The following is a 22223-nucleotide window of genomic DNA, read 5'->3' on the forward strand; positions in this document are numbered from 1 at the left end:
CCCCGCCGTGGGCCAGGTTCAGGCCCATGATGGTGTCGCCGGGGCGGATCAGGGCGTGCATGACCGAGGCGTTCGCCTGCGCCCCGGAGTGCGGCTGGACGTTCGCGTATTCCGCGCCGAACAGGGCCTTGACCCGGTCGATCGCGAGCTGCTCGACGACGTCGACGTGCTCGCAGCCGCCGTAGTAGCGCTTGCCCGGGTAGCCCTCGGCGTACTTGTTCGTCAGCACCGAGCCCTGCGCCTGCATCACCGCCCGGGCGGTGTGGTTCTCCGAAGCGATCATCTCCAGCCCATCCCGCTGGCGGGTGAGCTCGGCGTCGATCTTCGCGGCGATCTCCGGATCCAGCGCGGACAGCTCCGCGTCCAGCGACGGGGACACAACCTGCTCAAACGTCGCCGTCGCGACGCCCGCCCCGCTCACAGCTCGCCGCCGTTGGCTGCGGCGTATTCTTCAGCCGACATCAGCGGGCCTTCTTCGGCTACGGCCACCTTGAACAGCCAGCCGGCACCGTACGGATCGCTGTTGATCAGCGCCGGATCGGACACGACCGCGTCGTTGATCTCCGTGACCTCGCCCGTCACCGGGGCGTAGAGATCCGAAACCGACTTGGTCGACTCAACCTCACCACAGGTCTCACCCGCCGTCACCGACGAGCCCACCTCGGGCAGGTCAACGTAGACGATGTCGCCCAGCGCATCTGCGGCCACAGCGGAAATGCCGATGCCGGCCGGCCCCGACCCGTCAGCGGCAACCCATTCGTGCTCTGCGGAGTACTTCAGTTCAGCAACAACCTTGCTCATGTGTTTTTTCCTTCTGTTTGATCTGTAGTCGATGTGTGGCGGTTTCACCGCCTGTGGAGCTATTTTTCGCGCTTGTAGAAAGGCAGTGACACGACTTCGAACGGCTCGCTCTTGCCGCGCAGGTCGATGTCCAGGGCGGTGCCGGGTTCGGCGAACTCGACGTCAACGTAGGCCATGGCGACCGGGTAGCCCAGCGTCGGGGACGGCTGCCCGGAGGTGACTTCGCCGACGACATTGCCGTCCTTGAGGACCGGATAGTGGCTGCGGCCGGAGCGCCGGCCCAGGCCCTTGAGCCCCACGAGCTTGCGGCCCGTCGTGGAACCGGCGCCGCCGGCCTTCAGCGCCTCAAGTGCCGTGCGGCCCACGAAGTCGGATTCCTTGGCGAGGGACACCACCGGGCCCAGCCCTGCCTCGTACGGGTTGCCGTTCCGGGAGAGTTCGTTGCCGTAGAGCGGCATGCCGGCCTCGAGGCGCAGCGAGTCGCGGCACGCCAGCCCGGCAGGGATCAGTCCACGGTCTGCGCCGGCCTCCAGCAGCGTCTCCCATAGCGCCGGAGCGTCCGCGTTGGGGACGTAGATCTCGAAGCCGTCCTCTCCGGTGTAGCCGGTGCGGGCCAGCAGCAGGTTCTTGCTGGCACCGCCGAAGTTGAAGCCGACCTCGACGGCGGCGTAGTACTTCAGTTCCGTGACCAGGCTGTGCTGCGCGGCCGGGACGAGGGCCAGCAGGATGGCTTCCGCGTTCGGCCCCTGGACGGCGATCAGCGAGGTCTCGTCCGAGACGTCCTCGACGGTGACGTCGAAACCGCCTTCCTGGGCAGAACCGGCGCGATCGGCCAGGGCCGCGGCCACGACCTTGGCGTTGCCGGCGTTGGGGACCACCAGGTACTGCTCGTCGCCGCGGCGGTAGGAGATCAGGTCGTCGATGATGCCGCCGTCCTCCTGGCAGATCAGCGAGTACTTCGCCTTGCCGACGGCGACTGCCGAGAGCTTGCCGGCCAGGGCGTAGTCGAGGAAGGCGGCGGCGTCCGGGCCGGTGACCCAGACTTCGCCCATGTGCGAGAGGTCGAACAGGCCCGCGGCGTTGCGGACGGCGTGGTGTTCGGCCAGCTCGGAACTATATTTGAGCGGCATCTGCCAGCCACCGAAATCGGTGAAAGACGCACCGGCCTTCTTATGCTCTTCGTAGAGCGCGGTGTAACTCTCAGTCATTGTTGGTCCTTAGTTCTCGAAGTCTTCGATCGGGGGGCAGGAGCAGACCAGGTTGCGGTCGCCGGCGGCGCCGTCGATCCGGCCGACCGGCGGGAAGTACTTGTCCTGCCGCAGCGTGTGGACCGGGAAGGCGGCCTGTTCGCGCGGGTACGCACGGTCCCAATCGGAGGAAACGACGGCGGCCGCAGTGTGCGGTGCGTTGCGCAGCGGGGAGTCCGCCAAGGTGAAGTCGCCGGCCGCAAGCTGTTCAATTTCGGCGTGGATGGCGATCATCGCGTCGATGAACCGGTCGATCTCGCCCAGGTCCTCGGACTCGGTGGGCTCGACCATCAGGGTCCCGGCAACCGGGAACGCCAGCGTCGGGGCGTGGAATCCGTAATCGATCAGGCGCTTGGCGACGTCCTCGGCCGTGACGCCGGTCTTGGCCGTGAGTTCGCGCAGGTCCAGGATGCACTCGTGCGCGACGAGGCCGCCCTCGCCGGTGTAGAGCACCGGGAAGAACTCATTGAGCCTCGAGGCAACATAGTTCGCGGCGAGCAGCGCGGACTTGGTCGCCTCGGTCAGGCCCTGGCCGCCCATCAGCTTCACGTAAGCCCAGGAGATCGGCAGCACGCCGGCCGAGCCGTAGCGGGAGGCAGAGATCGGGGTGCCCTCGGCGCCGCTGGCCGGATCTGCCGCGTTGCCGGGCATGAACGGGGCCAGGTGGGCCTTGGCCGCCACCGGTCCCACGCCGGGTCCGCCGCCGCCGTGCGGGATGCAGAAGGTCTTGTGCAGGTTCAGGTGCGAGACGTCACCGCCGAACTTACCCGGCTGGGCCAGTCCGACGAGGGCGTTCAGGTTGGCACCGTCAACGTACACCTGGCCGCCGGCTGCATGGACAGCGTCACAAACCTCACGGACATCGGCGTCGTACACCCCGTGCGTGGACGGGTAGGTGATCATGATCGCCGAGAGGGCATCCTTGTGCTGTTCGATCTTGGCCTGCAGGTCGGCATGGTCGATCGTGCCGTCCGAGGCGGTGGCCACGACGACGACCTTCATGCCGGCCAGCACCGCGGACGCGGCGTTGGTGCCGTGCGCGGAGGCCGGGATCAGGCAGATATTGCGCTGGTCATCACCCCGGGAGAGGTGGTAGCCGCGGATCGCGAGGAGCCCGGCGAGTTCGCCCTGGGAGCCGGCGTTGGGCTGGATGGAGACCTGGTCGTAGCCGGTGATCTCGGTCAGGTCCGCTTCGAGGTCCTCGATCAGTTCGCGCCAGCCGGCGGTCTGGGAGTCCGGGGCGAAGGGGTGGATGGAGGCGAATTCCGGCCAGGAGATGGCTTCCATTTCGGCCGTGGCGTTCAGCTTCATGGTGCAGGACCCCAGCGGGATCATGGTGCGGTCCAGAGCGAGGTCGCGGTCCGAGAGGCGGCGGATGTAGCGCAGCAACTGGGTTTCGGAGCGGTGCGTGTTGAAGACCGGGTGCTGCAGGTAATCGGAGGTGCGCAGCACCGCTTCCGGCAGTTCAAAGCCGTTCGCTTCTCTCACCGGGCCGGCACCGAAGGCCACGGCCACCGCGGAGAGGACTTCCGGCGTCGTGGTCTCATCGACCGACACGCCAACTGTGTCCGGGTCGATGAAGCGCAGGTTGATGCCGCGGGCTTCCGCGGCGGTGATGACCTTGCGGGCTTTGCCGGGGACGCGGACGGTCAGGGTGTCGAAGAAGGACCCGCTGAGCAGTTCGCGGCCCGCCGTTTCCAGTGCGGTGGCGAGGACCCGGGCGTTGTTGTGGACGTTGTCGGCGATCGCTTTCAGTCCGTCCGGGCCGTGGTAGACGGCGTAGAACGAGGAGACGATCGCCAGCAGGGCCTGCGCGGTGCAGATGTTGGACGTGGCCTTCTCGCGGCGGATGTGCTGCTCGCGGGTCTGCAGCGCCAGCCGATAGGCGGGGGCGCCGGCGTTGTCCTTGGACACCCCCACGATGCGGCCCGGCAGGGTGCGTTCCATCCCGGCCCGCACGGCCATGTAGGCGGCGTGCGGGCCGCCGAAGAACAGCGGCACGCCGAAGCGCTGGGTGGATCCGACGGCGATATCGGCGCCCTGCTCACCGGGAGGTGTGATCAGGGTCAGGGCAAGCAGGTCCGCGGCGACGGTGACGAGGGCGCCGCGCTCCTTCGCGTCCGCAATGATCGTGGACTGGTCCCAGACGCGGCCGGAAACGCCGGGCTGCTGCAGCACGATGCCGTTGATGTCGCCCTCGGGCAGGCCGTGGGACAGGTCAGCGACCTCGACCTCGAAGCCGAGGGCCTCGGCGCGGCCCTTGACGATCGCGATGGTCTGCGGGAGGCAGTCGGCGTCGATGACGGTCTTGCCGTCGTGGGCCGCCTTGTCCTTATTGGCCCGGCGCATCAGCAGCACTGCCTCGGCGACGGCGGTGGCTTCGTCCAGCAGCGAGGCGTTGGCAACCGGCAGGGCGGTCAAATCCTGGACCATGGTCTGGAAGTTCAACAGCGCCTCCAGCCGGCCCTGCGATATTTCCGGCTGGTAGGGCGTGTAGGCGGTGTACCAGGCCGGAGCTTCGAGGATGTTCCGCCGGATCACGGCGGGGGTCACCGTGTCGTAGTAGCCCTGCCCGATCATCTGCACGGCGGTTTTGTTTTTCGATGCCAGCCTGCGCAGCTCGGCCAGGACCTCCACCTCGCTGAGGGCATCGGTCAATCGCAGGGGAACATCCTGGCGGATGGAATCGGGAACGGCGGTATCAACCAGGCCGTCAACGCTGTCGTAGCCGACAGCCTTCAGCATGGTGTCGACGTCGGCCTGGCGGCGCGCGCCGATATGGCGGTCGGCGAAGTTGGATGGAAGAGATTGAACCGTCAAGAGGAACTCCAAGGTTTGGCCGGCGCAACGCGCCGGAGGGGACCGGGTTCCTCCCCGCTCTGTATTGGACCTGAGAGATTCCGCAGACCTTTGTCCGCTTGCACCGTCGGTGAGCCAGGAACGTGCCTGACTGCTTTCCAGAGTTGCCTCGCCGCGGCGGTACGGGGGCCTGAGAGATTCCTGGGGAGGATTTGCTCCTACGGCGCCTGCCCGGTGATGACGGGGAGGACTCTCCCGCCACGGCTCGAAAGGCTTATTTGAATGTGGTGATTCGGCTCACACGCTACACACAATCCCCGCACCCGGCAACACGATGGCGCCGTGCGACGAAACAATTCGACGGGGTTGACTTTCCAGCGTGATCCATCCCACACTGAATCGGCCAAGCAATGTTCCGGACGGAACAGATGGCCAGTGTTTCTGCGGATCCGGGGATTCCCGGAGGCGCGGAATTCGGTTGCGGCCGGTGGTGGAGCGGGGTTGATCTCCCCGCCACTGCGCCTTCCGCACCACAACAAAATCAACATGCTTACGATCTGCGGCGGGAGAGTCCTGCCGGTACATTCAGCAGGCGCCGTAGGAGCAAATCCTCCCCAGGAATCTCTCAGGCCCATGTACCGCCGCGGCGAGGCGACTCTGGAAAGCAGCCGGACGGCGTCCGGCTCACCGAAGGTGCAAGCGGTTCCTGCGGGGGCAGGAAACGCGGAAACTCTCAGGTCCAAGACAGAGCGGGGAGGAACCCGAATCATCGTGGCACCGATGCCACTTGAACGATGGAGTTCCTCATGACGATTCAGCGACCACCCACTACCGCAGTCGAAGCCCCGCACCTTGAGCGGCAGCTCAGCAACCGGCACATCCAGCTCATCGCGATCGGCGGCGCCATCGGCACCGGCCTGTTCATGGGCTCGGGCAAGACCATCTCGGCGGCCGGCCCGTCGGTGATCTTCGTTTACATGATTATCGGCTTCATGCTGTTTTTCGTCATGCGGGCCATGGGCGAGCTGCTCCTGTCCAACCTGCACTACAAGTCGTTCAGCGATTTCGCGGCAGATCTATTGGGTCCCTGGGCCGGGTTCTTCACCGGGTGGACTTACTGGTTCTGCTGGGTGATCACCGGCATTGCAGACGTCATTGCCATCGCCGGGTACTCCCAGGAACTCTGGCCGGGACTGCCCCTCTGGATCCCGGGGCTGGTCACCATTGCGATCCTGCTGCTGTTGAACCTGACAACGGTGAAGGCGTTCGGTGAGACCGAGTTCTGGTTTGCCCTCATCAAGATCATCGCCATCGCTGCGCTGATCGTCGTGGGCCTGTTCATGATCTTCAGCGGATTCAGCTCCGAGGCCGGACCGGCAACCTTCAGCAACCTCTGGAGCCATGGCGGCTTCTTCCCGAATGAGTTCATGGGCTTCGTGGCCGGATTCCAGATCGCCGTGTTCGCTTTCGTGGGCATCGAACTGGTGGGCACGACGGCGGCAGAGGCCAAGGACCCGGAGAAGAACCTGCCCCGCGCCATCAACTCCATCCCGGTGCGCGTCCTCCTCTTCTACGTCGGCGCCCTCATCATCCTGATGTCCGTCATCCCGTGGACCCAGTTCGCCGCCGGACACAGCCCATTCATCGCCATGTTCTCCCTGGCCGGCCTCGGCGCGGCCGCCACGGTCGTCAACCTGGTGGTCCTCAGCTCGGCGATGTCCTCGGCCAACTCCGGCATCTACTCCACCTCGCGCATGGTCTACGGCCTGGCCCAGGAAGGTGACGCGCCGGCACGCTTCGGCGACCTGTCCCGCCGCAAGGTTCCGCAGAACGCACTCTTCCTGTCCTGCGTGCTGCTGCTGGCCGGCGTCGTGCTCATGTACGCGGGGGAGAACATCGGCAAGGCCTTTGAAATGGTCACCACCGTTTCCGCGGTCTGCTTCATCTTTGTCTGGTCGATCATCCTCGCCAGCTACGTAGCGTTCCGCCGTCGCCGTCCCGGTTTGCATGACTCATCCAAGTTCAAAATGCCCGGCGGCGTTCCCATGGTCTGGGTTGTCTTCGCCTTCTTCGCCTTCGTGCTCTGGACCCTGACCACCCAGCCCGACACGCTGGCGGCGCTGCTGGTGACTCCGGTGTGGTTCCTCGTGCTCGGCGCCGCATGGTTCGTGCTGCGCCGCAGGCCCGTCCACCTGGCCCGCTACGAGGCGTTCAAGGCAGAGCTGCAGTCCGAACAGGATGTCGCAGCCGAGCTCCGGGCGGTGGACAGCAAGTGAGCACCGGAACAGGCACGCCATCCAACGTCCCGGCCCCCGAACAGCTGGAGGGATCGAGTACGGAGTTTGTCCTCACCCTCGACTGCGCGGAATCGCCGGGGATCATTCACTCCGTGTCCAAATTCCTCCTGGACCACGGCTGCAACATCGTCGACATCAAGCAGTTCGGAGACCGGCAGGAACAGCACTTCTTCATGAGGGTGCATTTCGTCTCGACCGGCAGCTTCGCCGACGTCGAAGAACTCCGGCGCGACTTCACGCCGGTGGCCGCGGAATGGACCATGAACTGGCGCCTGGAGCGGCACGGCCGGAAACAGCGAATCCTCGTCATGGTCTCCAAATACGGCCACTGCCTCAACGACCTGCTCTTCCGCGCCCGCATCGGGGAACTGCCGGTCGAGATAGTGGCGGTGGTGTCCAACCACCGGGACCACGAGGACCTGGTCACCTGGCACGGGATCCCCTTCCACCACTTGCCCGTGACCCAGGCAACGAAGCCGGAGGCCGAGGCAACGCTGCTCTCCCTGGTGGACACCTACGATGTGGAGCTGGTTGTCCTTGCCCGCTACATGCAGGTCCTGAGCGACAACCTCACGGCCCGGCTCGCCGGCAGGGCGATCAACATCCACCATTCCTTCCTGCCGAGTTTCAAGGGAGCCAAGCCCTACCACCAGGCATACGAACGGGGGGTCAAGACCGTTGGGGCCACAGCCCACTACGTTAATTCGGAGCTGGATGAGGGGCCGATCATCGCGCAGCAGGTCATCGAAGTGGACCACACCTACGCGCCCGCTGACCTGGTGGCGGTGGGCCGCGACGCCGAATGCAAAGCCCTGACGAACGCCGTCCGCTGGCATTCCGAAGGCCGCATCATTCTCTCCGGCAACCGGACCGTCATCCTTCGCTGACGGCCTCCCGCCCGGTCATGCGAAGCCACCCGACGTCCGGGTGGCTTCGCATGACGAACCTGGTCCGGTCCCCGGATCCCACCGCTCAGGCCTGTCCCTTCCGGCGCATCGCGCCGGCCATTCCTTGGAGTTCCACGTGACGGTTCAGTCTCTTTCATCCACGTCTTCGAAATCCCGGCCCGCGGCCAGTGCCCCTGCGCTTCCGACCCGGCTGGAAATCGTGCCCACCGACGGCATCGTCGCCAGGGTCCAGTCAAGCCTGCCGCCGGGCTCCGCGCTCACGGTCACCTGCCTGCCGCACCACGGGGTCAACCCCACCATGCGGGCAGCTGTCCAGCTTCGGCTCCTGGGTTATGACGTGGTGCCGCACCTCGCCGCCCGCAGCCTCGAGAGCCGCACCCAGCTCGCCGGCATCCTTAAGGATTGCGGTGCTGCCGGAATCAACGAGGTCTTCGCCGTCGGCGGGGACACGGCGCAGGCAGCGGGCCCCTACCTGAGCAGCGCCCGGCTGTTGGAAGACATCGCCCAGCTCTCCGGCGGGAGCGTGGCCGTGGGCGTCGCCGGCTACCCCGAGGGGCATCCGCAGCAGAGCCAGCTGCGCATGCTCGACGCCCTGCTGGAGAAGCAGCACCTTGCCACCAGCGTGGTCACGCAGATGTGCTTCTCCGCCGCCCGGATCAGCTGGTACGTGGAGCTGCTGCGCCGTGAAGGCGTCGCCCTGCCGGTGTGGGCCGGCGTCGCCGGGTCGGTGCCGCGGACCAAGCTCATCTCGCTGGCCACCAAGATCGGCGTGGGACCCTCGCTCCGGTTCATCAGCCGCAAGGGTCCGCTGGCCCGGCGGCTCATGGACGGCGGCAACTATTCGCCGCAACGGCTCGTATCCGAGTTGTCGGCCGTCCAGCCCTCCCTGGCCGGCGTGCACCTGTACACCTTCAACAATCTGGAACCGTACCTGGCCGCCCGCAGGGCCGAAAGCGTGGCTGTCCCCTGAGCCGAGGCGGTTAAGGGCGGCCGATAATCCCGGGCACAGCAGGGGCCCCGCCCTGAATCCGGACGGGGCCCCGGCAGTGCCAGCCGCTTAGTGGCCGCACTGTGGAAGTAGTCGCTTAGTGGCCGCGCGCGATCCATTCCTCAAGCTGCGGCGCCTCGGCGCCGACCGTCGTCGAATCTCCGTGCCCGGTCCGCACCACGGTGTCCGCCGGCAGGGTCAGGAGCCGGGACTTGATGGATTCGATGATGGTGGGGAAATCGCTAAAGGACCGGCCGGTGGCTCCGGGACCGCCCTGGAAGAGGGTGTCGCCGGTGAAGACCGTGCCCTCGCTCTCCAGCCGGAAGCTCACGGAGCCGGGGGAGTGGCCCGGCGTGTGCAGCGCCACCAGTCGGGCGCCGGCGACGTCGAAGGTCTCGCCGTCGTCGATGCCGTGGTCCGGCTCGGTCCCCGGGAAGACCCGGTCCCAGAGCATCCAGTCGTCCCGGTGCAGGTAGACCGGTGCGTTGACCAGGCCGCGGAACGCGCCCACGGCGGCGATGTGGTCGTCGTGGCCGTGCGTGAGCAGGATGGCCTTAACAGTGCGCCCGGCGACGGCGGACGCGATGGCCTCGGCGTCGTGGGCCGGATCGATCACGACGCATTCCTGCTCGTCTCCGACGATCCAGACGTTGTTGTCGACGTCCCACGTGCCGCCGTCCAGCGAGAACGTGCCCGAAGTGACGAGCTGGTCGATCCTGAGGCCGTTACCGGAACCGCCGGTCACAGCTCAACCACCGAGCGGAGCACGGACCCGGAGTGCATCTTCTCAAACGCTTCCTCGATCTGCTCGATCCTGATCCGCTCCGTGACGAAGGCGTCCAGATCCAGCCGGCCCTGCCGGTAGAGGTCAATCAGCATGGGGAAGTCGCGGGACGGCAAGCAGTCGCCGTACCAGGAGGACTTCAGCGAGCCGCCGCGGCCAAAGACGTCCAGCAGCGGCAGCTCCAGGGTCATCTCCGGGCTGGGGACGCCGACCAGAACAACAGTTCCGGCGAGGTCGCGGGCGTAGAAAGCCTGCTTGTACGTCTCCGGCCGTCCTACGGCATCGATGACGACGTCGGCACCGAAGCCGCCGGTCAGTTCGCGGATCGCCTCGACCGGGTCGACGGCGGAGGAGTCCACGGTGTGGGTGGCGCCGAGTTCCTTGGCGCGTTCGAGCTTCTTGGCGTCGATGTCCACCGCGATCACGGTGGTGGCGCCGGCGAGCGCGGCACCGGCCACGGCCGCCACGCCCACGCCGCCGCAACCGATCACGGCGACGGAATCGCCGCGCTGGACGTCACCGGTGTTGATCGCGGCGCCGAGGCCGGCCATGACGCCGCAGCCGAGCAAGCCAATCGCGGCTGGGTCGGCGTCGGGGTCCACCTTAGTGCACTGGCCGGCGGCGACCAGGGTCTTCTCAGCGAAGGCGCCGATGCCCAGCGCGGCGGTGAGCTCGGTGCCGTCAGCCAGCGTCATCTTCTGCGTGGCGTTGTGCGTGTTGAAGCAGTACTGCGGCTCGCCGCGGCGGCAGGCGCGGCACTCGCCGCAGACCGCTCGCCAGTTCAGCACCACCCGGTCGCCGGGGGCCACCTCGGTGACGTCGGGGCCGACCGCGTTCACTACGCCCGTTGCCTCGTGGCCGAGCAGGAACGGGAAATCGTCGTTGATGGCGCCCTGCTTGTAGTGCAGGTCGGTGTGGCAGACGCCGCAGGTGAGGATGTCCACCAGGGCTTCGCCGGGTCCGGGATCCGGGACCAGGATGGTTTCCAGGGTGACGGGTGCGTTCTTGGAACGGACGACTGCGCCTTTGACTTCGTGGACCATGGGCTGGCTCCTTTGCTCGTGTCGCTGATGTTGCCGTGAAACTCTGTCTTACTACTCTGTCGCACAACTGGACACGGCGCGGCCCTGAGGGGGCCGCGCCGTGTCGCGAGGGCTACATATCGCTAAAAAGTGGGGCCTAGGCCGCGAGGCGGCTCTTGACCTCGGCCGCGGACGGGTTGGTGGCGGCGGTACCGTCCGGGAAGAGCACGGTGGGGACCGTGCGGTTGCCTCCGTTGAGCTGCTCGACGAGTTCGGCGGTGCCTTCGACTTCCTCGATGTTGATCTCGGTGTACCCGATGCCCTGCGCGTCCAGCTGCTTCTTCAGCCGGTTGCAGTAGCCGCACCAGGTGGTCGAAAACATGGTGATGGTGCCGGAATCGGGGGTGAAGTCCACGAAGTTCTCCTCAAAGCTGGGTTGGCGGCGCTGGTTGCAGGTACTGCGTGGCAGCGCCGGTTGCCGACAAAAGTCGTACGTCACTACCAATAACCGTAACCCGAAGTGCGCTATTCCCTGGCTCTATTCCCGGTAGGCGGCCCGCGGTGGCATGCTGTTGCCATGTGTGGACGCTACGTGATGGCCCGGGCCGTCGGGGACCTGCTCGCCGAATTCGACGCCGAACTGGAAGAAGAGATCGTGATTCCGCCCTCGTGGAACGTGGCGCCGACCGCGGACGTGCCGATCCTGCTGGAGCGGCTCGTCGAGGACGGGGCCGCGCCAAAGCCGGTGCGGCAGCTGCACATGGCCCGCTGGGGACTCGTGCCGTCCTGGGCCAAAGACCCCGGCATCGGCTCGAAGATGATCAACGCGCGCAGCGAGAGCGTTTTGGAGAAGCCGGCGTTCCGCAAGGCCACCCGCACCCGGCGCTGTGCCGTTCCGGCAGATGGCTATTACGAGTGGAAGGGCGAGGGCAAGGCCAAGCAGCCCTACTACGTCCACCCGAAGGACGGCAGCCCGGTAGTTTTTGCGGGACTCTATGAATGGTGGAAGGACCCGACGAAGGCCGAGGGGGATCCGGAGCGCTGGTTGCTCTCGACCTCGATCCTGACCACGGATTCTCCGCCGGAGGGTTACGCGGGCGGCATGCTCGCGGAATTGACGGCGCTGCACGACCGGGTCCCGCTGCCGATGGACCGCCGGACGATGGAGGCCTGGCTGGACCCGCACGCCGACGACGCAGCCGCCCTCGTGGGGCTGGTCCGGGCCGGCGCGCACGACGTCGCGGAGGGCTGGCGGATCGACGCCGTCGGCACCGCCGTCGGGAACGTGAAGAATGATTCCCCGGAGCTGATCGAACCGGTGGGCAGCCTCTTCTAGGAGTCCCTAGACGGTGACCTTGCCGCCGGCGTCGACCGTCCAGGTGGGGTTGAAGGCGACCTCCCAGCGGAACCCGTCCGGATCCGCGAAGTAGCCCGTGTAGCCGCCCCACGGCTGGGTCTTCGGCGCGGCGACGACGACGGCGCCGGCGGCCTCCGCCTGGCGCATCACCTTGTCCACCTCGTCGGCGCTGCCCACGTTGTGGCTCAGCGTGATGCAGGGGATGCCGGCCGGAGCGTCGGTGCCCGCCTCGGCCTGCATCTGCCCGGCGTCCCAGAGCGAGAGGATAAGGCCGTGGTTGACCTGGAGGAAGACCACGTCGCCGGGAACCTCCCGGTGGACTGGCCACCCGAGGCCTGCCACGTAGAAGCGGCGTGAGGCGTCAACGCTGCGGACACCCAATGAGATGAAGTCGACTCGTGGTTGCATCATTCGATACTGTCATGCACATGTCCACACATCACCGTGACGCCAAAGAAGCCCAGGCCGATAAGGAACAGCTCGCCGCCGTGCGGGTGGCCGTGGATGAGGTGGACGAGCAGATCGTCGCGCTGATCGGCCGCCGCGAACGGCTGATCCGGATTGCCGGCACCCTTAAGGCGGACAGTGCCGAGGTGAGGGCGCCAGGCCGCGTGGAGCGGGTCTTGGAACACGTCAAGGCCACGGCGGAGCAAAAGGACATCGACACCGAGATTGTCGAACAGACCTACCGGGCCATGATCGATGCCTTCATTAGGCTCGAGCTGGACGTCTACAAAGCCTCCAGCTAAGGCTGGTTGAGTCGGTTAGAGCGACTCTTCGACCGGGACGTTGGCCTGGTATTCGCGGCCCTCGCAATCGCTGTAAGCCGTCATCAGGTGGCCCTTGGCCAGGCCCATCACCGTACTGAGCGGAAAGTTGCCGGTAATGGTGTTGCCGGAGTGCTCTACGCCCTTGAGGTCGAAGTTCTCTTCCGTGCCGTCATGGCTGAAGCAGAAAAAAGAAACGGCCTCGCCGTTCATGAACTCGATTTCCATCCGGCGCTGGTGCGAATGGTCCGGAGTGGCCGCCACGAGCCCCACCACATAGGCCCCGGAACTCGGGATATTCCCGTCTATATCGAACTTCGCCACCAAGGTTGAATCCTTGGCGGCGATGCTTACGTGCTTCAGGAGTGCGCTATGGGAGCTCATAGCTCAATCCTGCTACCTGCGCCTGCGTCCGTCCACCCCCCATCTAGGTTTTGTCCCAGGCCCGGCGTAGACTTGAAGTGTTCGAAGATATATTCGAATACCCTCTCAAAATTCTTGCCAGAGGGCTGCGCTTCCGGGAGGCATCATGGGGACATTCAGTCAGTCGGTGGATGTCGCCTGCACCCCGGCCGACCAGCCGTTGTCCCTTGACTGGGCCGGGCGGCATTACGAGGTCTGCGCCGAACCCGTCCGCTGGTTCGAGCGGCGGCAATGGTGGGCCGAAGAACAACGCGCGCCATTGGGCAGCGGGCCGGGGCTGGTGGACCACGAGATCTGGCGGATCCAGGTCAGGGAGGCCGGCACACCGGAACAGACCCTCACCCTGGACCTGAGCCGGCACCTTGGCAGCGGCCGCTGGCGGTTGCTGCGGATCCATGATGCCCTTCACCCCCTCAGGAAGACCGAGTCGGCATGAGTTTCACCCATCTGCACGTTGCCACCGCCTTCAGCGCCCACTACGGGGTGTCCTGGCCGGAGGAACTCGCAGCCGCTGCAGCCGCTGACGGTGCCACAGCGCTCGCCTGCACGGACCGCGACGGCCTCTACGGCACGGTCAAGCACCTGAAGGCGTGCATGGCCGCGGGCCTGGACGCGATCGTCGGGGTGGACCTGGCAGTCTTCGACGACGACGGGGACCTCCGCACCCAGCTGGGCGGACGGGTCGTCGTCCTGGCGCACGGACAAAACGACGGTGCCGGCTACCGTGCGCTGTGCAGGCTGGTTTCCGATGCCCACGCCCGAACCACGGGCAAGGCCGGGGGAACTGTGCCGGTCGCCGTGACCAGGGCGGAACTGGCCTCGCGCGCCCTGGACCCGCAGACCCTCAAACCGGTGCTAACGGTACTGATCGGCCCGGACTCGGATGTCGGCCGTGCCATGGGAGGCCGGCGGTACCTGCGCCCCCGGACGCTCTTCAAGCGCTGGCTGGATGCCATGCCGGCAGGAACCCTCGCCGCAGAGGTCGTCTCGCAGCTCAGCCCTCCCGGGGAACCGCTGAGCACCGCCCATGCCGTGCGGATGCTCAAGCTTGCCGCGGAACACGCCGTTCCCGCGGTGCTGAGCAATGCCGTACGGTACTGCGCCGAGGACGGCGCCGCCACGGCGGACGTACTGGACTCCGCCCGGGCACTGAAATCGCTGCCCGAGCTCTCCGCCGCGCCGCTGCTGCAACCCAACGGGCAGGGCTGGCTGAAGTCCTCCGCGCAGATGCTGCGGCTGGGCCAGGAAATCATGCACGCCGCGGGCTATGGTGCCGCGGACCTGAAGAGCCTGCTGGCCCATACCCAGGCGCTCGCGGACCGCTGCCGGATGGACCCGGGCGCGGACATGGGATGGAAGCAGCCCGTGGTCCCGGAAGCCTCGGTCATCGGGATCGCGGGGGATCCGCTCGTGGAACTCACGCAGCGCTGCGAGGCCGGCATCAGCCGTCGCTTCCCGGGAATCTCCGGCAAACCCGCGGAAGAGCTGCGCGCCCGGCTGGAGCACGAACTGCGGATCATCGACAGCCTGGGCTTCGCCTCCTACTTCCTGACGGTCGCCGAAGTTTCCCGGATGATCCTGGACATGGGGGTCCGGGCGGCCGCCCGCGGCTCGGGAGCCTCCAGCCTGGTCAACTTCCTGATCGAGGTCAGCCAGGTCAACCCGCTGAAGCACGACCTCATCTTCGAACGCTTCCTCTCCCGGGACCGCGCCACCCTGCCGGACATCGACATCGACGTCGAAAGCGCCGAGCGGCACAACGTCTACCGGAAGATCTTTGAGCGCTTCGGCTCCGAGCGCGTCACGCTGATGAGCATGCAGAACGGTTACCGCGCCCGCGGCGCCGTTCGCGACGCCGGCTTGGCCCTGGGCATGGACGGCGGCGACATCGACGAGATCGCCAAGCAGCTGTGGCGGTTTTCGGCCCGGAACTTCCGCGAAGCCCTGGTGGAGAAGCCGGAGCTGAAGGAATTCGCCGGCCGGGTGGAACAACGGGACTTCACCGAAAACCAACAGCTGGACCTGCTGGTGGACCTCACCGAACGGTTGGACCGGCTGCCGCGCCACATCTCCATGCATCCCTGCGGTGTCATCCTCGGCGACGCCACCCTGCTGGACCGTACCCCCGTGCAGCCCAGCGGCCTGGGCCTGCCGATGAGCCAGTTCGACAAGCACGACATGGATCCGATGGGCATGCTCAAACTCGACGTCCTCGGCGTCCGCATGCAAAGCGCCATGGCGTTCGCGGTCCGGGAAGTGATCCGGCTGCACCCGTCCAAAGCCGAGGTGGTGGCAGCAGGCCGCCACCCGGCAGGGCCGGATGGAAACGGCCCGGATTACATCTCCGCCGACGGCCACATCGACCTCAACGCCGTCCCGCTCGACGACGAACCCACCTTTGAGCTGATCCGCAGCACCCACACCCTGGGCTGCTTCCAGATCGAGTCCCCGGGCCAGCGGGAGCTGATCGGGAAGCTGGCGCCCCGGGAATTCAATGACCTCATCATCGACATCTCGTTGTTCCGGCCGGGGCCGATGAAGTCGGACATGGTCCGGCCATTCCTCGAACACCGGCATGGCTTCGCGCCGGAGGTCTACCCGCACCCCGACCTCAAGCCGGTGCTTCAGGAGACCCATGGGGTCACCGTCTTCCACGAGCAGATCCTCAAGACGTTCCATGTCATGACCGGCTGCGGACTGGCCCGGGCCGACGAATTCCGGCGGGCGCTCGGCAACGAGGTACTGGAGGCCAAGGTGGAGGAATTCTTCCGCCGGGAAGCCCGGGCCCGGAACTACACGCCCGAGGTGGTGGACAAGGTCTGGGGGACCCTGAAGGCGTTCGGCAGCTTTGGCTTCTGCAAGGCCCATGGCGCCGCCTTCGCCGTGCCTACCTACCAGTCGGCGTGGCTTAAGGCCCACCACCCGGAGGCCTTCCTTGCCGGGCTCTGGGAACACGACCCGGGCATGTATCCCAAGCGGCTGCTGGTGGCCGAAGCGCGGCGGCTGGGGATTCCCATCCTTCCGCTGGACATCAACCGCAGCCACGCCGAATACCGGGTGGAACGGGTGGACGCCGGCCCGGACCGGGGCAAGCTCGGCATCCGGCTCAGCCTGAACGGCATTTTCGGGCTGTCCGGGGCCGAGCTGAAGCGGATCGTGGCAGGCCAGCCCTATGATTCCCTCGCGGACCTGCGGGCCCGCTCCCGGATCAGCAAACCGAGCATCCAGCGGCTGGCACAGCTGGGCGCTTTCGACTCGCTGCACCGTTCCTCCGGCGGCACCGCCAACCGGGCAGACCTGGTCCAGCACCTGCAGCAACTGCAGGGCCGGCCGCAACGCAAGGGCGTGGAGGTCATTGAGGGGCAGCTGGCGCTGCCGCTGGGCGACGTCGAGCTCAAGAACCTGAAGGGCGGGCTGCCCGCCCCCACGCTGGTGGAAACAGTCCGCGCCGAACTGGACCTGATGGCGCTGGATGTCAGCGGACACCTGATGGCCAGCCACCAACCCCTGCTGGAGCGGCTGGGCGTAACAACGGCCGACAAGCTGCTGGGGTTGCGCAACGGCACCGAGGTGCTGGTGGCCGGGGTGCGCGTGGCCACCCAGACACCGCCGATGCGCGGCGGCCGGCGGGTGGTGTTCATCAGCATCGATGACGGCACCGGCTGCGTCGACTCGGTCTTCTTCCATGAAGCCCAAGAGCAGGCCGGTCCGCTGCTGTTCAGCACGCGGCTGCTGCTGATCCGGGGAACCACCCGGCGGACCGGACCGCGGGGCATCAGCATCAGCGCCTCGATGGCCTGGGACCTCAGCCGCACCGAGACCCTGCCGTTCCCCACACCCGGGCCCGGAACCGTACCCGGGGACGCGCCCGGAGCCGTACCAGGAACCGTACCGGGAACCGCGGCGGAAGAGGGGTCCGCTTCAGCCGGCGCCGGCGCCGGGAACCAGCCCGACGTCGCGGTGCCCGGGCCGCTGGACGGAATCCGCCGGACCCTTGCCATTACCGGGTTTGGCGGCTGAACCACCGCTGACGGGCGGCTCACCCGCCGCAAGCTGCGTTGGTTGGCCTATCCGGAACCCGATAGCATGGACGAGGCTGGCTGTGGTCCCCGTACGCCACAAGCTACGAAGCCTTAACTTTGAATAGGAGACACCCGTGTCAGATGCCCAGCAGATCACCCTTCTCGTCGACGGCGAAGAGACCAAGGTGACTACCGGGACCACCGGCGCGGAACTCTTTTTTGAGCGCCGCGACGTCGTTGTGGCCCGCGTCAACGGCGAGCTCAAGGACCTGGACCAGCCGCTGCCTGAAGCCGCCACCATCGAAGGTGTCACCATTGATTCCCCGGATGGCCTCAACGTGCTGCGCCACTCCACCGCCCACGTCATGGCACAGGCCGTGCAGCAGCTGCGCCCCGATGCCAAGCTCGGCATCGGCCCGTACATCACCGACGGTTTCTACTTCGACTTCGATGTCGCGGAGCCGTTCACCCCGGAGGACCTGCGCCAGCTGGAAAAGATGATGCAGAAGATCATCAACCAGAACCAGAAATTCGTCCGCCGCGTCGTCTCCGAGGACGAGGCGCGCGAGGCCATGAAGAACGAGCCCTACAAGCTCGAGCTCCTGGGCAAGAAGAACGAAGCGGCCGACGCCGGCGAGGGCGTCAACGTCGAGGTCGGCGCCGGTGACATCACCATCTACGACAACGTGGACCGCAAGAGCGGGGACAGCGTCTGGTGCGATCTGTGCCGCGGCCCGCACCTGCCCAACACCAAGCTGATCTCCAACGCTTTCGCGCTGACCCGCTCCTCTGCCGCCTACTGGCTGGGCAACCAGAACAACCAGCAGTTGCAGCGCATCTACGGCACCGCCTGGCCCACCAAGGACGCGCTCAAGGCTTACCAGGAGCGAATTGCCGAGGCTGAGCGACGCGACCACCGCAAGCTCGGCGCCGAGCTGGACCTGTTCTCCTTCCCGGACGAACTCGGCTCCGGCCTGCCGGTGTTCCACCCCAAGGGCGGCATCATCCGCAAGGCCATGGAGGACTACTCCCGGCAACGCCACGTCGACGCCGGCTACGAGTTCGTCTACACCCCGCACATCACCAAGGGCCACCTGTACGAGGTCTCCGGCCACCTTGACTGGTACCGCGACGGCATGTTCCCGGCGATGCACATCGACGCGGAACTGAACGAGGACGGCACGGTCCGTAAGCCCGGCCAGGACTACTACCTGAAGCCGATGAACTGCCCCATGCACAACCTGATCTTCAGGTCCCGTGGACGTTCCTACCGCGAACTCCCGCTGCGTCTCTTCGAATTCGGCTCGGTCTACCGCTACGAGAAGTCCGGCGTGGTACACGGGCTGACCCGCGTCCGGGGCATGACCCAGGACGACGCCCACATTTACTGCACCCGCGAGCAGATGAAGGACGAGCTCACCTCGACGCTGAACTTCGTCCTCGGGCTGCTCAAGGACTACGGCCTGGACGACTTCTACCTCGAGCTCTCCACCAAGAACGAGGAGAAGTTTGTCGGCGACGACGCCACCTGGGAGGAAGCCACCCGCACCCTCGCCGAAGTGGCCGAAGCTTCCGGGCTCGAGCTCATCCCGGATCCGGGTGGAGCAGCGTTCTACGGGCCGAAGATTTCGGTCCAGGCTAGGGACGCGCTCGGCCGTACCTGGCAGATGTCCACCATCCAGCTGGACTTCAACCTGCCCGAACGCTTCGAACTGGAGTTCCAGGCCGCCGACGGCACCCGCCAGCGGCCCGTGATGATCCACCGCGCCCTGTTCGGCTCGGTGGAGCGCTTCATGGGGGTCCTGACCGAGCACTACGCCGGCGCCTTCCCGGCGTGGCTGGCCCCCGTGCAGGTGGTCGGCATCCCCGTGGCCGAAGCCTTCAACGACTACATGTTCGACGTCGTCGACCAGCTCAAGGCCGCCGGCATCCGGGCCGAGGTGGACATCTCCTCGGACCGGTTCCCGAAGAAGATCCGCACCGCCAGCAAGGACAAGATCCCGTTCGTGCTGATCGCCGGCGGGGACGACGCAGAGGCCGGCGCCGTGTCCTTCCGCTTCCGTGACGGCAGCCAGGATAACGGCGTGCCCGTTGCCGAGGCCGTCCGGCGGATCGTCGACGCCGTCCGTAACCGGACCAGCTAGGGGAGCCGCGCGTGCAGGAGACCACAGGCGCCGGCCCGGGATACCCGGGCGATGACGGCGTGACCGACGACTTTGGCCTGGCCGGGGTTCCGGACGCCTTCCAGCGCCTGTGGACTCCGCACCGCATGGCCTACATCAAGGGCGGACAGCACCAGTTCAAGAACCCGGATGACTGCCCGTTCTGCGTCGCCCCCGAGCGCGAGGACGACGATTCCCTGATCGTGTACCGCGGCCGGTCCTGCTACGTGGTGCTCAATCTCTTTCCCTACAACCCGGGCCACCTGCTCGTCTGCCCCTACCGCCACATCCCGGATTACACGGACCTGACCGTGGAGGAAACCGCGGAGTTTGCCGAGCTCACCCAGACCGCCATGCGGGTGCTGCGCAAGGTCGCGAACCCCACCGGTTTCAACTTAGGCATGAACCAGGGCGTGACCGGCGGTGCCGGCATCGCGGGCCACCTGCACCAGCATGTAGTGCCGCGTTGGGGCGGGGACGGTAACTTCTTCCCGATCATCGCGCAGACCAAGGCGATCACCCAGACCCTCGGCGAAGTCCGCCAGCAGGTCGCCGAGGCCTGGCCCCAAAATCCTGACCGGAACCTGGGACAGGACACCGCCCGGGGCGGCGACCACGGTGGCGACCAGGCCAGAAAGACAGGGCAGATGCCCTCCGGGGCGTCGAATGCTGAATAAGCACGCCCGCGGCTTCTTCACCGCGCTGTTCACGCCGCTGGCCCGCTGGCTGCTGCGGATGGGTGTCTCGCCCGACGCCGTCACGATCGTCGGCACCGCCGGCGTCGTCGTCGGCGCGCTCGTGTTCTACCCGCTGGGCCAGCTCTGGTGGGGAACGCTGTTCATTACCGCGTTCATCTTCTCCGACGTCATCGACGGCATCATGGCCCGGATGCAGGAACGCGGCGGGCGGTGGGGGAACTTCCTGGACTCCACCCTGGACCGCGTTGCCGACGGAGCCCTCTTCGCCGGTGTCGCCATCTGGTTCTTTACCGGCGGAGCGGACACGCCCATCGCCATCGCCGCCGTCGTCTGCCTGGTGCTGGGCATGGTGGTGTCCTACGCGCGGGCGAAGGCCGAGGCGCTCGGCTACCACGCGAACGTCGGCATCGCCGAGCGCGCCGAACGGCTGGTGTCGGTGCTGGTGGTCACCGGCTTCACCGGCATCGGCCTCCCCACCGTGGTCCTGTTTGCCACCCTTTGCCTGCTGGCCGTGGCCAGCTTCGTGACCGTGGTGCAGCGCATCGGTTCGGTTCGCCGACAGTCGCTGGAAGAAACCACCGGGAGTGCCAGCGAACAGGCCGCCTAACCGCGGTTCCGGCAGGCCGGTCCACCCGTGTTTCCAGTCCCGGCGAGAGGGCTGTAATCGGAATTCAACCCGGCCGGGGCGGGGGACTAGTATTAGGCGTACCGGCCAATGGTTCCCGGTAATCCGGTGTGTGCGAGCCGGTGTATGCGAGATTGTCATCCGCGTGCCGTCCGCGCCCCGGCGAGGTCATCTATCTACCCATAGGGGTTTTTGTGTCTACACCTGATGTAAGCAACGAAGCCGGCGCGTCCGCGAAGAACGTTACGGGCAGCAGCCGCGTCAAGCGCGGCATGGCGGAGATGCTCAAGGGCGGCGTCATCATGGACGTCGTCAACGTCGAGCAGGCCCGCATCGCCGAGGATGCCGGTGCCGTGGCCGTCATGGCGCTGGAACGCGTTCCCGCCGACATCCGCGCCCAGGGCGGCGTGTCCCGGATGAGCGATCCGGACATGATCGACAAGATCATCGACGCCGTCTCCGTGCCGGTCATGGCGAAGGCGCGGATCGGCCACTTCGTCGAGGCCCAGGTCCTGCAGTCCCTCGGCGTCGACTACATCGACGAGTCCGAGGTCCTGACCCCGGCCGACTACACCAACCACATCGACAAGTGGAACTTCACCGTTCCCTTCGTCTGCGGTGCCACGAACCTCGGCGAAGCGCTGCGCCGCATCAACGAAGGCGCGGCCATGATCCGCTCCAAGGGCGAGGCCGGCACCGGAGACGTCTCCAACGCCACCACGCACATGCGCCAGATCCGCGCCGAAATCCTGAAGCTGGCCGCGCTGCCCGAGGACGAGCTCTACGTCGCCGCCAAGGAACTCCAGGCCCCGTACGAACTGGTCAAGGAAGTTGCCTCCACCGGCAAGCTTCCGGTGGTGCTGTTCACCGCCGGCGGCATCGCCACCCCGGCCGACGCAGCCATGATGATGCAGCTCGGCGCCGACGGCGTCTTCGTCGGCTCCGGCATCTTCAAGTCCGGCAACCCGGCCCAGCGTGCCGCCGCCGTCGTGAAGGCAACCACCTTCTTCGACGACCCGGACGTCATCGCCAAGGCCTCCCGCGGCCTGGGTGAGGCCATGGTGGGCATCAACGTCGACGAAATCCCGCAGCCGCACCGCCTCGCCGAGCGCGGCTGGTAATTCGCGCTGATGAGGGCGCCGGACGGCGCTGATCCTCTGCGTGCTATTCCCCGCGCCTTGTTGGCAGCTAAGCGGCTGGCCGGGGCGCGGGGCCCCTTTTACGCACGCTGCCGCATCACACCGCCCGGCGCCTTGCGCTCCTGATTAGTACGACGGCGGCCGGTCACCTTCCTGAGGTGGCCGGCCGCCGTCGTGCTTTAAG

General features: G+C 66.7%; 19 protein-coding genes, 1 pseudogene and 2 riboswitches. Of the genes and pseudogenes, 11 read left to right on the forward strand and 9 right to left on the reverse strand.

The genetic code is table 11. From position 1 onward, the window contains the following. The 4 genes and pseudogenes from AC1DNC_RS00005 to gcvP form a co-directional block, all read right to left on the reverse strand. Positions 1 to 421 (reverse strand): annotated as a pseudogene (locus AC1DNC_RS00005) (serine hydroxymethyltransferase); the annotation flags it as partial. After that, complete coding sequence (gcvH, locus tag AC1DNC_RS00010; RefSeq protein WP_476860536.1) at positions 418 to 801, reverse strand: glycine cleavage system protein GcvH; 384 nt, start codon at positions 799 to 801, stop codon at positions 418 to 420. The pseudogene AC1DNC_RS00005 and the gene gcvH, both read right to left, overlap by 4 nt. A gap of 59 nt (positions 802 to 860) precedes the next feature. Continuing rightward, positions 861 to 2009 (reverse strand): glycine cleavage system aminomethyltransferase GcvT, encoded by a 1149-nt coding sequence (gene gcvT / locus AC1DNC_RS00015; RefSeq protein ID WP_476860537.1) that lies wholly within the window; start codon positions 2007 to 2009, stop codon positions 861 to 863. A 9-nt stretch (positions 2010 to 2018) separates the two neighbouring features. Next, a complete protein-coding gene (gene gcvP, locus AC1DNC_RS00020) occupies positions 2019 to 4880 on the reverse strand; it encodes an aminomethyl-transferring glycine dehydrogenase (RefSeq protein ID WP_476860538.1) in 2862 nt (953 codons plus the stop codon). A 135-nt stretch (positions 4881 to 5015) separates the two neighbouring features. Beyond that, positions 5016 to 5115, reverse strand: a riboswitch (glycine riboswitch). A 285-nt stretch (positions 5116 to 5400) separates the two neighbouring features. Beyond that, a riboswitch (glycine riboswitch) is annotated at positions 5401 to 5498 on the forward strand. A gap of 155 nt (positions 5499 to 5653) precedes the next feature. Between gcvP and AC1DNC_RS00025 the strand changes: the two genes are divergently transcribed. The 3 genes from AC1DNC_RS00025 (at position 5654) to AC1DNC_RS00035 (ending at position 9022) form a co-directional block, all read left to right on the forward strand. Beyond that, positions 5654 to 7123: an amino acid permease gene (locus AC1DNC_RS00025; protein WP_476860539.1), complete on the forward strand. Its 1470-nt coding sequence runs from the start codon at positions 5654 to 5656 to the stop codon at positions 7121 to 7123. Between the two features lie 44 nt (positions 7124 to 7167). Further along, positions 7168 to 8031, forward strand: a complete 864-nt coding sequence (gene purU / locus AC1DNC_RS00030; protein WP_476860945.1) for a formyltetrahydrofolate deformylase — start codon at positions 7168 to 7170, stop codon at positions 8029 to 8031. 136 nt (positions 8032 to 8167) lie between these two features. Next, on the forward strand, positions 8168 to 9022 hold the full coding sequence (locus AC1DNC_RS00035) for a methylenetetrahydrofolate reductase (RefSeq protein WP_476860540.1): 855 nt from the start codon (positions 8168 to 8170) through the stop codon (positions 9020 to 9022). Positions 9023 to 9137: 115 nt separating this feature from the next. On the opposite strand, the gene AC1DNC_RS00040 is transcribed toward AC1DNC_RS00035, so the two are convergent. The 3 genes from AC1DNC_RS00040 to AC1DNC_RS00050 form a co-directional block, all read right to left on the reverse strand. Then, positions 9138 to 9785 (reverse strand): MBL fold metallo-hydrolase, encoded by a 648-nt coding sequence (locus AC1DNC_RS00040; RefSeq protein WP_476860541.1) that lies wholly within the window; start codon positions 9783 to 9785, stop codon positions 9138 to 9140. After that, complete coding sequence (locus AC1DNC_RS00045) at positions 9782 to 10867, reverse strand: S-(hydroxymethyl)mycothiol dehydrogenase (protein ID WP_476860542.1); 1086 nt, start codon at positions 10865 to 10867, stop codon at positions 9782 to 9784. Before AC1DNC_RS00045 ends, AC1DNC_RS00040 begins: the two co-directional genes overlap by 4 nt. A gap of 136 nt (positions 10868 to 11003) precedes the next feature. Beyond that, entirely contained in the window at positions 11004 to 11261 is a 258-nt protein-coding gene (locus AC1DNC_RS00050; protein WP_056739948.1) for a mycoredoxin, read from the reverse strand. A gap of 162 nt (positions 11262 to 11423) precedes the next feature. On the opposite strand from AC1DNC_RS00050, the gene AC1DNC_RS00055 reads away from it, so the two are divergent. Continuing rightward, positions 11424 to 12182, forward strand: coding sequence for an SOS response-associated peptidase (locus AC1DNC_RS00055; protein WP_476860543.1), 759 nt, complete (start codon positions 11424 to 11426; stop codon positions 12180 to 12182). A gap of 6 nt (positions 12183 to 12188) precedes the next feature. On the opposite strand, the gene AC1DNC_RS00060 is transcribed toward AC1DNC_RS00055, so the two are convergent. Continuing rightward, complete coding sequence (locus AC1DNC_RS00060; RefSeq protein ID WP_476860946.1) at positions 12189 to 12611, reverse strand: VOC family protein; 423 nt, start codon at positions 12609 to 12611, stop codon at positions 12189 to 12191. Positions 12612 to 12625: 14 nt separating this feature from the next. Here AC1DNC_RS00060 and AC1DNC_RS00065 point away from each other — a divergent pair, with 14 nt between their 5' ends. Then, positions 12626 to 12952 carry a chorismate mutase gene (locus tag AC1DNC_RS00065; protein WP_476860544.1) on the forward strand — a complete coding sequence of 109 codons (327 nt, stop codon included), beginning with the start codon at positions 12626 to 12628 and terminating at the stop codon, positions 12950 to 12952. A 15-nt stretch (positions 12953 to 12967) separates the two neighbouring features. Here the strand turns inward: AC1DNC_RS00065 and AC1DNC_RS00070 are convergent, their stop codons facing one another. Continuing rightward, positions 12968 to 13354, reverse strand: coding sequence for a hypothetical protein (locus AC1DNC_RS00070; protein WP_441417674.1), 387 nt, complete (start codon positions 13352 to 13354; stop codon positions 12968 to 12970). Positions 13355 to 13499: 145 nt separating this feature from the next. On the opposite strand from AC1DNC_RS00070, the gene AC1DNC_RS00075 reads away from it, so the two are divergent. From AC1DNC_RS00075 to pdxS, 6 genes are all read left to right on the forward strand, one after another. Then, complete coding sequence (locus AC1DNC_RS00075; RefSeq protein ID WP_476860545.1) at positions 13500 to 13829, forward strand: DUF6504 family protein; 330 nt, start codon at positions 13500 to 13502, stop codon at positions 13827 to 13829. After that, positions 13826 to 17413 (forward strand): DNA polymerase III subunit alpha, encoded by a 3588-nt coding sequence (locus AC1DNC_RS00080; protein ID WP_476860546.1) that lies wholly within the window; start codon positions 13826 to 13828, stop codon positions 17411 to 17413. The genes AC1DNC_RS00075 and AC1DNC_RS00080 overlap by 4 nt, the downstream gene beginning before the upstream one ends. Positions 17414 to 17549: 136 nt before the next feature. After that, positions 17550 to 19559 carry a threonine--tRNA ligase gene (gene thrS, locus AC1DNC_RS00085; RefSeq protein WP_476860547.1) on the forward strand — a complete coding sequence of 670 codons (2010 nt, stop codon included), beginning with the start codon at positions 17550 to 17552 and terminating at the stop codon, positions 19557 to 19559. A gap of 11 nt (positions 19560 to 19570) precedes the next feature. Next, on the forward strand, positions 19571 to 20254 hold the full coding sequence (locus tag AC1DNC_RS00090) for an HIT family protein (RefSeq protein ID WP_476860548.1): 684 nt from the start codon (positions 19571 to 19573) through the stop codon (positions 20252 to 20254). After that, a complete protein-coding gene (gene pgsA / locus AC1DNC_RS00095; protein WP_476860549.1) occupies positions 20244 to 20882 on the forward strand; it encodes a phosphatidylinositol phosphate synthase in 639 nt (212 codons plus the stop codon). Before AC1DNC_RS00090 ends, pgsA begins: the two co-directional genes overlap by 11 nt. A 212-nt stretch (positions 20883 to 21094) precedes the next feature. Continuing rightward, positions 21095 to 22021, forward strand: a complete 927-nt coding sequence (pdxS, locus tag AC1DNC_RS00100; protein ID WP_146337446.1) for a pyridoxal 5'-phosphate synthase lyase subunit PdxS — start codon at positions 21095 to 21097, stop codon at positions 22019 to 22021. Positions 22022 to 22223: the final 202 nt, after the last annotated feature.

Source organism: Arthrobacter sp. 01N442 (genome assembly GCF_056399345.1).

Excerpts from the sequence above, each read along its gene's own strand:
- gcvH (WP_476860536.1), bottom strand. The coding sequence starts at position 801 with ATGAGCAAGGTTGTTGCTGAACTGAAGTACTCCGCAGAGCACGAATGG.
- gcvT (WP_476860537.1), bottom strand. The coding sequence starts at position 2,009 with ATGACTGAGAGTTACACCGCGCTCTACGAAGAGCATAAGAAGGCCGGT.
- AC1DNC_RS00025 (WP_476860539.1), top strand. The coding sequence starts at position 5,654 with ATGACGATTCAGCGACCACCCACTACCGCAGTCGAAGCCCCGCACCTT.
- AC1DNC_RS00045 (WP_476860542.1), bottom strand. The coding sequence starts at position 10,867 with ATGGTCCACGAAGTCAAAGGCGCAGTCGTCCGTTCCAAGAACGCACCC.
- AC1DNC_RS00055 (WP_476860543.1), top strand. The coding sequence starts at position 11,424 with ATGTGTGGACGCTACGTGATGGCCCGGGCCGTCGGGGACCTGCTCGCC.
- AC1DNC_RS00060 (WP_476860946.1), bottom strand. The coding sequence starts at position 12,611 with ATGCAACCACGAGTCGACTTCATCTCATTGGGTGTCCGCAGCGTTGAC.
- AC1DNC_RS00065 (WP_476860544.1), top strand. The coding sequence starts at position 12,626 with ATGCACATGTCCACACATCACCGTGACGCCAAAGAAGCCCAGGCCGAT.
- AC1DNC_RS00070 (WP_441417674.1), bottom strand. The coding sequence starts at position 13,354 with ATGAGCTCCCATAGCGCACTCCTGAAGCACGTAAGCATCGCCGCCAAG.
- AC1DNC_RS00075 (WP_476860545.1), top strand. The coding sequence starts at position 13,500 with ATGGGGACATTCAGTCAGTCGGTGGATGTCGCCTGCACCCCGGCCGAC.
- AC1DNC_RS00080 (WP_476860546.1), top strand. The coding sequence starts at position 13,826 with ATGAGTTTCACCCATCTGCACGTTGCCACCGCCTTCAGCGCCCACTAC.
- pgsA (WP_476860549.1), top strand. The coding sequence starts at position 20,244 with ATGCTGAATAAGCACGCCCGCGGCTTCTTCACCGCGCTGTTCACGCCG.